This is a genomic window from Ectothiorhodospira mobilis (assembly GCF_900114895.1).
In the GTDB taxonomy this organism is placed as follows: domain Bacteria; phylum Pseudomonadota; class Gammaproteobacteria; order Ectothiorhodospirales; family Ectothiorhodospiraceae; genus Ectothiorhodospira; species Ectothiorhodospira mobilis_A.
Window position 1 is genome coordinate 1 of record NZ_FOUO01000007.1, and the last position, 13,949, is coordinate 13,949.

The 13,949-nt window shown below is 68.0% G+C and carries 13 protein-coding genes and 1 riboswitch; of the genes, 7 read left to right on the plus strand and 6 right to left on the minus strand.

Going from position 1 to position 13,949, the window contains the following annotated elements:
* Window positions 1-234 precede the first annotated feature (234 nt).
* The 5 genes from BM214_RS06815 to waaA all read left to right on the plus strand — a co-directional run bounded on the left by BM214_RS06815 (window position 235) and on the right by waaA (window position 6,473).
* A complete protein-coding gene (locus BM214_RS06815) occupies window positions 235-1,521 on the plus strand; it encodes an O-antigen ligase family protein (protein ID WP_090484861.1) in 1,287 nt (428 codons plus the stop codon).
* 56 nt (window positions 1,522-1,577) lie between these two features.
* Complete coding sequence (locus BM214_RS06820) at window positions 1,578-2,579, plus strand: glycosyltransferase family 9 protein (RefSeq protein WP_244887884.1); 1,002 nt, start codon at window positions 1,578-1,580, stop codon at window positions 2,577-2,579.
* Window positions 2,579-3,676, plus strand: a complete 1,098-nt coding sequence (locus tag BM214_RS06825; protein WP_090484866.1) for a glycosyltransferase — start codon at window positions 2,579-2,581, stop codon at window positions 3,674-3,676. The genes BM214_RS06820 and BM214_RS06825 overlap by 1 nt, the downstream gene beginning before the upstream one ends.
* A 97-nt stretch (window positions 3,677-3,773) precedes the next feature.
* Window positions 3,774-5,201: a bifunctional D-glycero-beta-D-manno-heptose-7-phosphate kinase/D-glycero-beta-D-manno-heptose 1-phosphate adenylyltransferase HldE gene (hldE, locus tag BM214_RS06830; RefSeq protein ID WP_090484868.1), complete on the plus strand. Its 1,428-nt coding sequence runs from the start codon at window positions 3,774-3,776 to the stop codon at window positions 5,199-5,201.
* Window positions 5,202-6,473: a lipid IV(A) 3-deoxy-D-manno-octulosonic acid transferase gene (gene waaA, locus BM214_RS06835; RefSeq protein WP_244887885.1), complete on the plus strand. Its 1,272-nt coding sequence runs from the start codon at window positions 5,202-5,204 to the stop codon at window positions 6,471-6,473.
* Window positions 6,474-6,477: 4 nt separating this feature from the next.
* Here waaA and BM214_RS06840 read toward each other — a convergent pair whose 3' ends face one another.
* The 4 genes from BM214_RS06840 to BM214_RS06855 all read right to left on the minus strand — a co-directional run bounded on the left by BM214_RS06840 (window position 6,478) and on the right by BM214_RS06855 (window position 9,462).
* Window positions 6,478-7,050 carry an isochorismatase family protein gene (locus BM214_RS06840; protein WP_090484870.1) on the minus strand — a complete coding sequence of 191 codons (573 nt, stop codon included), beginning with the start codon at window positions 7,048-7,050 and terminating at the stop codon, window positions 6,478-6,480.
* Between the two features lie 5 nt (window positions 7,051-7,055).
* Complete coding sequence (locus BM214_RS06845; RefSeq protein WP_090484872.1) at window positions 7,056-8,378, minus strand: TolC family outer membrane protein; 1,323 nt, start codon at window positions 8,376-8,378, stop codon at window positions 7,056-7,058.
* 90 nt (window positions 8,379-8,468) lie between these two features.
* Window positions 8,469-8,792 (minus strand): rhodanese-like domain-containing protein, encoded by a 324-nt coding sequence (locus BM214_RS06850; RefSeq protein ID WP_090484874.1) that lies wholly within the window; start codon window positions 8,790-8,792, stop codon window positions 8,469-8,471.
* Between the two features lie 10 nt (window positions 8,793-8,802).
* Window positions 8,803-9,462: a protein-L-isoaspartate O-methyltransferase family protein gene (locus BM214_RS06855; RefSeq protein WP_090484877.1), complete on the minus strand. Its 660-nt coding sequence runs from the start codon at window positions 9,460-9,462 to the stop codon at window positions 8,803-8,805.
* 161 nt (window positions 9,463-9,623) lie between these two features.
* Between BM214_RS06855 and pap the strand changes: the two genes are divergently transcribed.
* On the plus strand, window positions 9,624-11,126 hold the full coding sequence (gene pap / locus BM214_RS06860) for a polyphosphate:AMP phosphotransferase (protein ID WP_090484879.1): 1,503 nt from the start codon (window positions 9,624-9,626) through the stop codon (window positions 11,124-11,126).
* 64 nt (window positions 11,127-11,190) lie between these two features.
* A riboswitch (TPP riboswitch) is annotated at window positions 11,191-11,281 on the plus strand.
* 40 nt (window positions 11,282-11,321) lie between these two features.
* Window positions 11,322-13,211, plus strand: a complete 1,890-nt coding sequence (thiC, locus tag BM214_RS06865; RefSeq protein ID WP_090484881.1) for a phosphomethylpyrimidine synthase ThiC — start codon at window positions 11,322-11,324, stop codon at window positions 13,209-13,211.
* A 51-nt stretch (window positions 13,212-13,262) separates the two neighbouring features.
* Here the strand turns inward: thiC and BM214_RS06870 are convergent, their stop codons facing one another.
* Window positions 13,263-13,532: an HPr family phosphocarrier protein gene (locus tag BM214_RS06870; protein ID WP_090484883.1), complete on the minus strand. Its 270-nt coding sequence runs from the start codon at window positions 13,530-13,532 to the stop codon at window positions 13,263-13,265.
* Entirely contained in the window at window positions 13,532-13,927 is a 396-nt protein-coding gene (locus BM214_RS06875; RefSeq protein WP_090484885.1) for a PTS sugar transporter subunit IIA, read from the minus strand. Before BM214_RS06875 ends, BM214_RS06870 begins: the two co-directional genes overlap by 1 nt.
* Window positions 13,928-13,949 lie beyond the last annotated feature (22 nt).

Here is a 13,949-nt window from a genome sequence, read left to right on the forward strand (position 1 = left end):
TTCGGCACTTCGAGGTGACCGATGCCAGCGTCCACGACAGCCAGATGATCGACTTCCTCCTGGACGAGCACAACACCAGCGCGGACGTATGGGCCTACTCGGCCACTCCAGTGCATGGAATAGGGGGGGGCATGCGTTATACAATCAAGCGAGACCCAATATTAGGAAAGTAAATCTTCGACAAAAGCGTGGGGATCCCGCAGGTATAGGGTATTCATGGGGTGAGTCACGCTGGTGCAGCTTATTATGAACGGAATACTTGATAAAATATCCCTAGGTAATCTTTGGCTCTTTTCTCTTTTTGGATGGCTGGGCACATCTTTATCTACATTAGGTGGCATCATGCTGGTCTTGTTGACGGCTGTTCGCGCTCCGGTTTTTTGGAGGGATATGCGGCATCAACCACTTTTTTGGTATTCCATTGTGCTCATTTCTTTTTTTTTGGGGCACTATGTTATTTTACGATACCAGCAGCCGCTGGCTGTGCCTCCAGACCTTGATGTACTCGAAGGTTTTATTCTTCTTTGTTTTTTTTCAGTTATCGCTTGGGTCTTGAAAGGTAAATCCTTAAGCTTAGTCCGTTCGGTTTTGGTTTTGGCTGCGATAGGTCTTTTGGCTAGTTTTGTATTGCATATCGATTGGGCTGATATCGCAAGCTTTTTTGAAAAGCGGCAATCATTCGGGAAGGCAGCAATTGCCCAAGGTCTTTACGCTGGTTTGGTATTGTTTGGATTTTTTGTTTTTCTGGCATCATTGTTAGATCTTGTTGGAAATCGAAAATGGAAAAAAATAGTGGCGATCGCCTTTTGGTTGATTGGAGTTATCGTAGCGGCGACTGCGTTTCTAGCAACTCAGTCGAGGGGGGCTTGGGGCGCCTTTATCGTGGCCATCATCGTTGCATTCTTCGGGGCTATGGTTCATTGCCCTCACGCACTCTATACGAATGGTAAAAGGCTCGCTCTGCCACTAATATTGGGTGCTATCTTTATGGTCGGTTTGGTGGTATATTATCAGGAGGCTATTTTTGATCGTTTACTGCAAGATTCGAGTGTGTATGAGCAGCTGATTACTGTCGACCGGGAGAGCATTCCCTACAGCTCGGTTGGTCGTCGCGCGCATATGTGGATTTATGGAATTCAGTGCTGGATGGAACGGCCTATGCTGGGTTGGGGGGTTGGTAGTGCTCAACCACTCCTTAAGCAGGATCCGAATTTGGCAATACACCCGCATTTTCATAACACTTATATCCAGATCTTGGTTGAAACTGGCCTAGTTGGTCTGTTGCTTTTTTGCGGTCTTGTGCTGCTCCTGCTTTTTTCTTTGTGCAACTCTTTTAAAAAAGGAAATATCCCGTTAGATATTTTCATATTTTTGATTGGGGCTTGGGTGATGGTGTTGACTTGGAGCTTAATAGATACGCGCCTTATACATTATGACGGGCGCTTCCTTTGGTTATTGCTGATGGGTGTAACAATGGTTGTCTCGCAGGGTTGGCTGCGCCGTAAAAGCAAAAGCGCCTAGAAGCCGGTGGCATGAAAATTATAGTCATCCGTCTTTCCGCTATCGGTGACATCGTGATGGCATCACCGCTGGTGGCGGCGTTACGTCGGCGTTATCCGCGGGCGCATATCGCCTGGTTGGTGCAACCTGAGTCCCGCGATCTGCTGGTGGATCACCCACAGCTCGACGAGGTGATTGTCTGGCCTCGCAACGAGTGGCGCCAGCTCTTGGCTGAACGACGTTATCGCGAATTGGCGGGGCGCCTGCGGGCTTTTCGGCGCGAGCTGCGCGAGCACGGGTTTGATCTCGCCATCGACCTGCAGGGCCTGATGAAGAGCGGCTGGCTGGCCTGGCTTTCCGGGGCGCCCGAGCGCGTGGGACTGGGTTCGCGCGAGGGTAGTCGCTGGTTGATGACGCAAGTGGTCGAGCGTGGAGGACAGGCCGAGTGGATCGGTTCGGAGTACCGGTACCTGGCCGAGGCGCTGGCGCTGCCGGTGGCGGATTTCCGCATGGAGGTTGGCATCGGAGCGGAGGCGGAACGGTCAGCGGGGGCACTGTTGGAGGCGCATGTGGGACAGCGATCCTACGCCGTAGGCTGCCCCTTCACCACCCGGCCGCAGAAGCACTGGGTGGAGACCGCGTGGGCCGATCTGGCCCGGGCGCTCTATGCCCGTCATGGCCTGCCCCTGGTGCTGCTGGGGGGGCCGGGGGACCGGGCGGCGGCGCAGCGCATCGCCGCCCGGGCGGGGGAGGCGGTGGAGGATCTGGTGGGCCGGACCTCGCTCACCCAGGCGGCGGCGGTGATCCGCGGGGCGCGCCTGCTGGTGGGGGTGGATACGGGGTTGACCCATATGGGCCCCGCCTTCGATGTGCCCACCGTGGCCCTGTTCGGCTCCACCTGTCCCTATCTGGAGACGGGCCGGGAGAATACTACGGTGATCTATCACGATCTGCCCTGCGCCCCGTGCCGGCGCAATCCGGTCTGCCATGGGCGCTTCGATTGCATGACCGGCATCACCCCGGAGGAGGTGCTGCAGCGGGTGGCGCAGGTCATGCCCCATGGGGAGGAGAGCACCTGATGCGCGTGCTGCATGTGGAGACGGGGCGGCACCTGTACGGCGGGGCCCTGCAGGTGCGCTATCTCATGGAGGGCCTGGCCCGGCGCGGGATCGCCAACGTCCTGGTCTGCCCCCAGGGGGCCGCCATCGCCGAGGGGGCCGGGGCTTACTGCGAGCGGGTGTTGCCCCTGCCCATGGGCGGGGACCTGGATCTGAAGTTCATCCTGCGTCTGCTGCGGGTGATGCGTCAGGTACAGCCGGATGTGGTGCATCTGCACAGCCGCCGCGGCGCGGATGTCCTGGGGGGGCTGGCCGCCCGCTGGGCGGGGGTGCCGGCCGTGCTGTCGCGCCGGGTGGACAACCCCGAGCCGGCCCCCTGGGCGCGGGTGAAGTACCGGCTGTTCCATCGCGTGATCACCATCTCGGAGGCCATCCGGGCGGTGCTGATCCACGAGGGGGTGACGCCGCGGCGGGTGGTCTGTGTCCCCAGTGCCGTGGATACGGAGCGCTACCGTCCGGTGTGTGAGCGGGCCTGGTTCCAGGAGGCCTTTGGCCTGGAGGAATACGAGAAGACCGTGGGGGTGGTGGCCCAGCTCATCCCCCGCAAGGGGCACCGCCACCTGCTGGCGGCCATCCCCGGGATCATCCAGGCAGAGCCCCGGGTGCGGTTCCTGTTCTTCGGTCAGGGCCCCCTGGAGGCGGAGCTGCGGGCGCGGATCCAGGAGGAGGGGCTGGCGGGGCATGTGGCCCTGATGGGATTCCGGGACGATCTGGAGCGGGTGCTGCCCTGCCTGGACCTGCTGGTGCACCCGGCAGAGATGGAGGGACTGGGGGTGTCCCTGCTGCAGGCGGCGTCCTGCGGCGTCCCCCTGGTGGGGGCCCGGGCGGGGGGCGTGCCCGAGATCATTGGGGAGGACGCCGGTGTGCTGGTGCCCCCGGGGGACCCGCCGGCCCTGGAGCGGGCGGTGGTGGACCTGCTCAAGGACCCGGAGCGGCGCGCCCGCCTGGGGGCCGCCGGTCGGCGGCGGGTGCAGGCCCGGTTTTCCATCGATGCCATGGTGGAGGGCAATCTGCGGGTCTACCAGGAGGTCCTTGGTGCGGCCCCCGGCCGGGGCTGAATCCATTTTGGGGGCCGCGGGCGCCCACTGGCCCCGGCGCCTCCCGCCGGGTACCATCCCCGCCCTTTCCCTTAGAGCCAAGATGAGGTGAGCGGCCGTGAATCTGGATTGGCCGGCATTCGAACGGGCCCGCGTGGTGGTGGCGGGGGATCTGATGCTGGATCGCTACTGGTCCGGCCCCGCCGCGCGCATCTCCCCGGAGGCCCCGGTGCCGGTGGTGCAGGTCACTGGCGTGGAGGAGCGCGCCGGGGGGGCGGCCAATGTGGCGGTGAACCTGGCCCGATTGGGGGTGGGGGTCGCCCTGGGGGGCATCACCGGCGCCGACGAGGCGGGCGACACCCTCGCCCGGCTGCTGCAGGCGGAGGGGATCGCCTGTGCCCTGCTGCGGGATCCGCATCGCCCCACCATCACCAAGCTGCGGGTGATGAGCCGGCATCAGCAACTCCTGCGCCTGGACTTCGAGGCCCCCCTGGAGGGGGACCATCCCGCCGCCCTGGGGCGTACTCTGGAGCCGCACCTGGCCGGGGCCGGGGCCCTGGTGCTCTCCGATTACGGCAAGGGCACCCTGGCGGATGCCCCCGCGCTCATCGCCCGGGGGCGGGCCGCGGGTCTGCCGGTGCTGGTGGATCCCAAGGGGCGGGACTTCTCCCGCTACCGCGGTGCCACGGTGCTCACCCCCAACCTGGCGGAGTTGGAGGCGGTGGTGGGGGCCTGCCCCCGGGACGATCTGCTGCTGGAGCAGGGCGAGCGCCTGCGCCGGGAGCTGGGGCTGGAGGCCCTGCTGGTGACCCTGAGCGAACGCGGCATGCTGCTGATCCGGGAGGGGCAAGACCCCCTGCACCTGCCCACCCGGGCGCGGGAGGTGTTCGACGTCACCGGCGCCGGGGATACGGTCATCGCCGTGGTGGCCGCCGCCCTGGCGGCGGGGCAGGGCATGGCCGAGGCCGCCGCCCTGGCCAACCTGGCGGCCGGCCGGGTGGTGGGCAAGCTGGGCACGGGGCATGTCACCCCGGCGGAACTGCGTGCCGCCATGCGCGGGCATCAGGGGGGTTGGAGCGGCCGCATGACCCAGGCGGAACTGCTGGATGCCGTGGCGGAGGCCCGCGGGCGCGGTGAGCGCATCGTCATGACCAACGGCTGCTTTGACATCCTCCACGCCGGCCACGTGGACTACCTGGAGCGGGCCCGCCGCCTGGGGGACCGGCTCGTGGTGGCGGTGAACGACGACGCCTCCGTGGCCCGCCTCAAGGGGGATGCCCGTCCCGTGAATCCCCTGGAGCGGCGCATGGCGGTGCTCTCGGGGCTGGCCTCGGTGGACTGGGTGGTGCCCTTCGCCGAGGACACCCCCGAGCGCCTGATCTGCGCCGTGGCCCCGGATGTGCTGGTGAAGGGGGGGGACTACCGCCCCGAGGCCATCGCCGGCGGGGACTGCGTGCGCCGCGCCGGCGGGCGGGTGGAGGTGCTGCCCTTCGTGGAGGGGGCCTCCACCAGCGGGCTCATCCGGCGCATCCGCGGGGAGGACTGAATGGCCGCCGCGATCCTGCGCGGGGGCTATACCTGGCTGCTGCGGCTGCTGCTGCCCGTGCTGCTCCTGCGCCTGCTCTGGCGCGGCCGCCGGCAGCCGGCCTACCGCCGTCGTCTGGGGGAGCGGCTGGGATTCGCCCCCCGGCTGGAACCCCGGGCGCGGCGGCTCTGGGTGCACGCCGTGTCGGTGGGGGAGGTGATCGCGGCGGTGCCCCTGATCCGGGCCTGGCAGGCCCGTTTTCCCGGGGAGGCCGTGCTGGTGACCACCACCACCCCCACGGGCATGGAAGAGGTGGCGCGGCGACTGGGGGGCGAGGTGGATCACCGCTATCTCCCCCTGGACCTGCCGGGCGCCATGGCCCGGTTCATCAAGCGCTGCCCGGCGCAGCGCCTGCTGGTGATGGAGACCGAGCTCTGGCCCAATCTCTACCGGGCCTGCCGGCGCCGCGGCGTGCCGGTGATGCTGGTGAATGCGCGCCTCTCGGCCCGCTCCTTACGGGGCTATGCCCGCCTGCGGCCGCTGCTGCGGGCCACCCTGGCGGATACCGCCCTCATCGCCGCGCGGGAGGCGGAGGACGCGCGGCGGTTCCTGGCCCTGGGGGCCGCGCCCGGGCGGGTGCAGGTGGTGGGGAATCTCAAGTACGACCTCGGCCTGTCCGCGGCGGTGCGTCAGGCGGCCCGGGATCTGCGCCGGGCTCTGGGGGTGCGGCCGGTGTGGATCGCCGCCAGCACCCATGAAGGCGAGGAGGCGCGGCTGCTGCAGGCCCATGCCGGGTTGCGGCAGCGCCGCCCCGATGCCCTACTGATCCTGGTGCCCCGCCATCCCGAGCGCTTCGATGCCGTGGCCCGGCTCTGCCAGGGGGCCGGGTTGCCCATGGTACGGCGCAGCGCCGGGGGCCTGCCCGGGGCGGAGGCCGCCGTCTGGCTGGGGGACACCATGGGGGAGCTGCTCACCCTCTGCGGCGCGGCGGATGTGGCCTTCATGGGGGGCAGCCTGGTGCCCGTGGGCGGACACAATCCCCTGGAGCCCGCAGCCCATGGCGTGCCCGTGATCACCGGGCCCCATGTCTTCAACTTCGAGGCGGTGTACGCCGACCTGGAGGCGGCGGGGGGGGTGCTGCGGCTGGCGGATGCCGGGGAACTGGCCGGTGCCCTGGCGGCCCTGCTGGGGGATGCCGCGGCCCGGGAGGGCCTGGCGGCGGGGGCGGCGCGGGTGCTTAAGGCGAACCGGGGGGCCGTGGACCGCCTCGTGGACCGGGCGGCGGCGCTCTGAGGCGTCAGCGCACCAGGGGCAGCAGGTCCCGGAAGCGGGGATGGCGGCTGTCCCCCAGCCACTCGAAGAGCACGGACTCGTAGTTGCTGACGATGATCCCCGCCCGGGCCATGCGCTCCAGGGCGTTGCGCCGGTGTTCCGCATCCCGGGAGCAGACCCCGTCCTGCGCCACGAAGACCGCAAAGCCCGCCTGCAGCAGCCCCAGGGCGGTCTGCAGGATGCACACATGGGCCTCCATGCCGCAGAGGACCACCTGCGGGCGCGCCAGGCCCTGCAGCCGCTCCATGATGGGTTCCTCGCCGCAGCAGGAGAAGGCGGTCTTCTCCAGGAGGCGGGCCGTGTCGGGGAGCGCGGCCTTCACCGCCGCCTCCGTGGGGCCGATCCCCTGGGGGTACTGTTCGCTGACGGTGACGGGGATCTCCAGGGTGGCCGCCGCCCGCGCCAGCCCCGCGGCCGTGCGGCAGACCCGGGCGCGGTCCGCCTCGGCCATGGCCGAGGCCAGACGTTCCTGGATGTCCACCACCAGCAACTGGCTGTGGCGGGCATCGCATACCCCAGCGGCCTGGTCCGCGTCCATGGTCCTCAGTCCAGCCAGGCGTTGATGGCCGCAAGATCCTGCTCGGAGAGCGTACCGGCGGCCTGCTTCAGGCGCAGGGTGTCCAGGAGGTAGGCATAGCGGGCATCCGCCAGGTCCCGCTCGGCGCCGAACACCCGGCGCAGTTCCAGGAGCACGTCCACGGCGGTGCGGGTGCCCACCTCGAAGCCCGCCTGGGCCGCCTCATAGGAGGCACGGGTGGATTCCAGGGCCTGCTCCAGGGCGCGCACCCGGGAGATGTCGGAGTTCACCGAAAGGAAGGCGCCGCGGACCTGGCGGACGGTCTCCCGCCGCACCTGTTCCTGCTGCTGGCGGGCGGCGTCGAAGTTCTCCCGGGCCTCGCGGGTGAGGGAACTGGTGCGGCCCCCGGTGAAGAGGGGGATGTTCAGTTGCACGCCGATCTGGGTGTCGGCGCCATCCCGCAGCTGCCCCGTCATGGCCGCGGGGGCGTCCTTGAAATCCTGGTCCGTGTAGCTGGCGGAGAGGCCCAGGGTGGGGTAATGCCCCGCCCGCTGGCGCTTGATCTCCTCGGCGGCGGTCTCCGTGGCCAGGCGGGTGGCGGCCAGGTTCAGGTTCTGTTCCAGGGCGGTCTCCACCCAGCGGTCCCGGTTGGCGGGATCGGGCGGCGTGAGGGTCAGGCGGTCACTGAGTGCCGCCAGTTCCTCATAGAAGCGCCCGGTGATGACGGAGAGATCCTCCTCGGCCTGGTCCAGGCGGTTCTGGGCGGCGATCTCCTCGGCCACCGCCAGGTCGTACTGGGCCCGGGCCTCCTTCACGTCGGTGATGGCGATCAGGCCCACATCAAAGCGCCGCTGCACCTGTTCCAATTGGCGTTCGATGGCCTCCTTCTCCGCCTTGGCGAAGTCGAGATCCTCCCGCGCGGAGAGGACACCGAAGTAGGCCTCGGCCACCCGCAGGAGCAGTTCCTGACGGGCCGCGTCGCGGGTGGCGGTGGCCCGGGCGATGCCCAGGTCCGCCTGGCGCAGGGCCACGTAGTTGGCATGATCGTAGAGGCTCTGTTCCAGGGAGAGATCGAAGGTCCGGCTCTGGTAGTCGTATTCCTGGCCCTCGTCGGGTTCACTCTCGGTATGGGCATAGCCGGCGCCGCCCCGGATCTGGGGCAGCAGGGCGGAGCGGGCCTGGGGGCGCTGTTCCAGGGCCGCCCGGTATTCCGCCTCGGCCCGCCGCAGCTCGGGATCCTCTTCCAGGGCGGTGCGGTAGACCTCCATGAGATCGGCCGCCTGCAGGGGGGCGGCCGTGACGATCGCGAGGGACAGGCCTGCGAGCCATGTCTTCGGGGTTCGGGTCATGTATCTCTCCTGCCAGGCGGGGTAAAGGGACCAGTATATCAGGGATTGTGAATATCCTATCCGGTGCGCCAGGCGGTGAAAACCGGCCCATCAGCCGTAGACCGGGAGGGTGGGATCCACCTCCCGGGCCCAGGCGTCGATGCCCCCTTCCAGGTTGATCAGGCGGGAGAACCCCTGGTGTTCCAGCCAGAGCCCCGCCTGGCGTGAGCGGATGCCGTGATGACAGATCAGGACGATCTCGGCCTGGGGGTCCAGGGTTTCTGCATGTTCGGGCAGCCTGGCCAGGGGGCAGAGATGCGAGCCCGGGAGGTGGACGATGTCGTACTCCCAGGGCTCGCGCACATCCAGCAACAGGGGCGGCGTTGCGGCGTGGTCCAGATGTTCCCGCAGCGCGCGTGCCGACAGGCGCTGCACGGGCGGGGCTTCAGAAGACGAAGCGGGGCCGGGCCTCCTGGCCCACCAGGGGCTTGAGGCAGGTCTCGAAGAGTCGCTGGTGGGTGAATTCCCGTTCTCCCAGGCGTGTTACCAGGCGCGCCTCCATCACCGGCGGTTCCCCCACCACCACGAACAGGCGGCCGCCCACGTTGAGTTGCTGCTCAAAGAACTCCCGGTAGCGGGCCATGGAGGCGGTCAGGGCGATGACGTCGTATTTCTCGTGCCGGCCCGCTTTCCAGCCTTCGGCGGCATTGCCCGTATGCAGGGTGATGTTGAACAGGGCCTGTTCCCGCAGGCGCCGGCGCGCGGCCTGGGTGAAGTCCTGGTGGATGTCCACGGACTCCACATGGGCCGCCAGCTTCGCCAAACAGGCGGTGACATAGCCCGAACCGGTGCCCACCTCCAGGACCACGTCATGGGTCTGAATCTCCAGGGCCTGCAGCAGGCGCCCCTCCACATTGGGACGCATCATGGATTCGCCGTGGCCCAGGGGGATCTCCAGGTCGGCGTAGGCCAGCTGGGCGTGGGAGGGGGGTACGAAGGCCTCCCGGGGGGTCTCCTCCATCACCGAGAGCACGCGCGGGTCCAGCACCTCCCAGGTGCGGACCTGCTGTTCGACCATGTTGAAACGAGCCTGTTCGAGGTTCATGGTGGGGGCTTCCCGTAGGGTCTGGTGGTTGTGTTCCGGGGGCGGCGGGGCCTTGACCGGTTATGATGTTATGCGTTCGGAAGGTTACGGCCTCGGGCGGGGACGGGCAAGCCCCGGTGAAGGGCCCCGCTTGAAGGGCGAAGCAGGCAGAGGGCTAAGGGATGTTCGAGGCGGCGGAACTGGGGCGCAGGGTGGAGCGGGAGGCCTACAAGTCGGCGGTGCCGCGCCTGCGCGCGGAGCTGCTGGCGGCGCAGCGACGCCTGCGGGACTCCGACGTGGCGGTAATCGTCCTGGTGGAGGGGGTGGACGGTGTCGGCCGCGGCGAGGTGGTGAATCGCCTCAACACCTGGCTGGATACCCGCGGCGTGGCCACCCACGCCTTCTGGGAGGAGGAGATCGAGGAACAGGCCCGCCCGCCCATGTGGCGTTACTGGCACTCCATGCCCGCGCGGGGCGGCATCGGCATCTTCTTCGGCGGTTGGTACGCCCGCCCCATCCGGGAGCGGGTGCAGGAGAAGGGGGACGAGGCGGCGCTGCACGAAGCCCTCACCCGCATCCGCGACTTCGAGAGCATGTTGGTGGCCGACGGGGCCCTCATCGTCAAGTTCTGGTTCCACCTGCCCCGGGAGGTGCAGAAGGCGCGCCTGCAGGCGCGGCTGAAGGACCCGGCCAGCCGCTGGTACCGCCTGCCCCGGGGCAAGGAGCAGGCGCTGCGCTACCGGCGCCTGGTGGAGACCGGCGAACGGGTGATCCGGGAGACCGACAGCGGTCTGGCCCCCTGGTATCTCATCGAGGCCACGGACCCCCGCTACCGGGACCTCACCGTGGGGCGCACCCTGCGGGATGCCATCGAGGAGCGCCTGCAGGCGGGCGGCCCCCCGGCGGAGGGGTTCACCCCCTCCCATGCCCCGAGCCTGCCGGCGGATGCCCCGGCCCGGGTGACGGTGCTGGATCACCTGGATCTGCGCCAGTCCCTGGAGAAGGCCGAGTACAAGCGCCGCCTGAAGCGGGCCCAGGCCCGGCTGCGGGATCTCACCTGGCGGGCCTGGGACCAGGGGGTGTCCACGGTGGTGGTCTTCGAGGGCTGGGATGCCGCCGGCAAGGGGGGCACCATCCGCCGGCTCACCGCCGGCATCGATGCCCGGCTCTACCGGGTGGTGGCCATCGCTGCCCCCAGCGACGAGGAACGGGCGCATCACTACCTCTGGCGTTTCTGGCGCCATGTGCCCCGCCGCGGGCGCATGACCGTGTACGACCGTTCCTGGTACGGGCGGGTGCTGGTGGAGCGGGTGGAGGGCCTGGCCGCGGAGGACCGCTGGCGCCGGGCCTACCACGAGATCAACGATTTCGAGGAGCAGTTGGTGGAGCACGGCACCGTGGTGCTCAAGTTCTGGCTGCATGTGAGCGAGGCGGAACAGCTGGCGCGCTTTCGCGAGCGGGAGCAGGTGGCCTACAAGCAGCACAAGATCACCGACGAGGACTGGCGCAACCGCCAAAGACGCCCGGACTACGAGGCGGCGGTGAATGAGATGGTGGTGCGCACCAGCACCGAGTACGCCCCCTGGACCCTGGTCCCCGCCGAGGACAAGCGCTTCGCCCGGGTCACCGTGCTGGAGACCGTCTGCCAGCGGCTCGAAGCGGCCCTGGCCGCATGTGGAAAGTGAATCCCTCTTGGCCGGATGGCAGGAGCGGTTGCATCTCCCCGGCGACTGGGCTAGCTTGAACCCAAGAAGAAGCTAGGGGTGCCCGTACGGGCTGAGAGACACCCTTGGAACCTGATCCGGATCACACCGGCGGAGGGAAGCTTCGGATGTGCCCGTAAAGCGCTCCGTGCCTCTCCCGCCCCAGGAGGCCAACCCATGAGCGCCATACCCCACTCCCTTGTCCAGAAGACCGCCCGGGTGTCCGAGGAGGTCACGCGTCCCTTCCCCGGTTCCCGCAAGATCCACGTCACCGGCTCGCGCCCGGACCTGCGCGTGCCCATGCGCGAGGTGATCCAGGCCCCCACGCGCACCGCCGCGGGCGAGGAGGAGAACCCCCCGATCCCCGTCTACGACACCTCCGGGCCCTATACCGATCCCGAGGTGCGGGTGGACCTGATGCAGGGGCTGCCCAGCGTGCGCAGCGCCTGGATCCAGGAGCGCGGGGATACGGAGGTGCTGGACGGGCCCAGCTCCCGCTACGGGCGGGACCGGGCGGCGGACCCGCAACTGGCCCACCTGCGTTTTGAGCACATCCGCGCCCCCCGGCGGGCCCGGGCCGGCGCCAACATTACCCAGATGCACTATGCCCGCCGCGGCATCGTCACCCCCGAGATGGAGTACGTGGCCATCCGCGAGAACGGCCGCCTGCAGGAACTGCGGGAGGATCCCCGCTATGCGGCCCTGCTGCGCCAGCACCCCGGCGAGGCCTTCGGCGCGCGCATCCCCGAGGTGATCACCCCCGAGTTCGTGCGCGACGAGGTGGCCGCCGGCCGCGCCGTGATCCCCGCCAACATCAACCACCCGGAGCTGGAGCCCATGATCATCGGGCGTAACTTCCGGGTGAAGATCAACACCAACATCGGCAACTCCTCGGTCAGCTCCGGCATCGAGGAGGAGGTGGAGAAGCTGGTGTGGTCCTGCCGCTGGGGCGGGGACACCCTCATGGACCTGTCCACCGGCAAGCACATCCACGAGACCCGGGAATGGGTGATCCGCAACAGCCCGGTGCCCATCGGCACGGTGCCCATCTACCAGGCCCTGGAGAAGGTGGACGGCAAGGCGGAGGAGCTCACCTGGGAGCTGTTCCGCGACACCCTCATCGAGCAGGCGGAGCAGGGGGTGGACTACTTCACCATCCACGCCGGCGTGCTGCTGCGCTATGTGCCGCTGACGGCCCGGCGCCTCACCGGCATCGTCTCCCGCGGGGGCTCCATCCTGGCCAAGTGGTGCCTGGCCCACCACCGGGAGAACTTCCTCTACACCCACTTCGAGGAGATCTGCGAGATCATGAAGGCCTATGACGTGGCCTTCTCCCTGGGGGATGGCCTGCGCCCCGGCAGCCTGGCGGACGCCAACGATGCGGCCCAGTTCGCCGAACTGGAGACCCTGGGGGAGCTGACCAAGATCGCCTGGCGGCACGATGTGCAGGTGATGATCGAGGGCCCCGGCCACATCCCCCTGCAGCGGGTGAAGGAGAACGTGGACAAGGAACTCGAGGACTGCTTCGAGGCCCCCTTCTACACCCTGGGCCCCCTGGTGACCGACATCGCCCCGGCCTATGACCACATCACCTCGGGTATCGGCGCGGCCAACATCGGCTGGTACGGCACCGCCATGCTGTGCTACGTCACCCCCAAGGAGCACCTGGGGCTGCCGGACAAGGAGGACGTGCGCGACGGCATCATCACCTACCGCATCGCCGCCCACGCCGCGGATCTGGCCAAGGGCTTCCCCGGGGTGCAGCTGCAGGACAACGCCCTGTCCAAGGCCCGCTTCGAGTTCCGCTGGGAGGACCAGTTCAACCTCTCCCTGGACCCGGAACGGGCGCGCTCCTTCCATGATGAGACCCTGCCGCAGCAGGCCCACAAGGTGGCCCATTTCTGTTCCATGTGCGGGCCCCACTTCTGCTCCATGAAGATCACCCAGGACGTGCGCGACTACGCCGCCGCCCAGGGGATGTCGGCGCAGGAGGCCCTGGAGCAGGGGATGCAGGAGAAGGCGGCGGAGTTCGTGGAAAAGGGGGCGAAGGTGTACCGAAAGGTCTGAGCCCGGCCGCGGGCCTGCCGCCGACAGGGAGGCCCGCGGGCCCGGGTTGCGTTATTCGGGCTCGCCGAAACGGTCCTGGATCAGCCCCGTGAGGGCGTCCAGGGCCTGATCGGCATCCCCCCCCTCGGCGATCAGGCGCACCTGGCTGCCGCGGCTGGCGGCCAGCATCATCACCCCCATGATGCTCTTGCCGTTGACCCGGCGGCTGCCCTTCTCCACCTCCAGCTCGGCCTCGTACTGGTTGGCCAGGTTGACGAACTTGGCGGCGGCGCGGGCGTGCATGCCCAGCTTGTTGACGATGGTGATCTCGCGGGTGGGCATCAGCTGTGGGTCTCGCAGAGCAGGATGCCGTCGTGGCCCCCGCTGATGGCCTTGTTCACCAGTTCGTGCAGGCGCAGGGTGGGGTAGTTGAGCACACGCACCAGCATGGGCAGGTTGATGCCCGCGATCACCTGCACCCGGGGCTGCTGCATCAGGCGGTTGGCGATGTTGCTGGGGGTGGAGCCGTACATGTCCGTGAGCACCAGCACGCCGTCCCCCGCATTGAGGTGATGGTAGTCCTCCAGGGCCCGGGTCAGCACCTCGTCCGGGTCCTCCGCCTGGGACACGGCCAGGCACCGGGTCTCCAGGGGGATGGTGCCCATCATGGAGCGGGCGGTGCTCAGCAGGTCCTCGCCGATGCGGTTGTGGGTGATGATCAGGAGTCCAACGGACATGATGCCCTACCGGTGTTCAAAG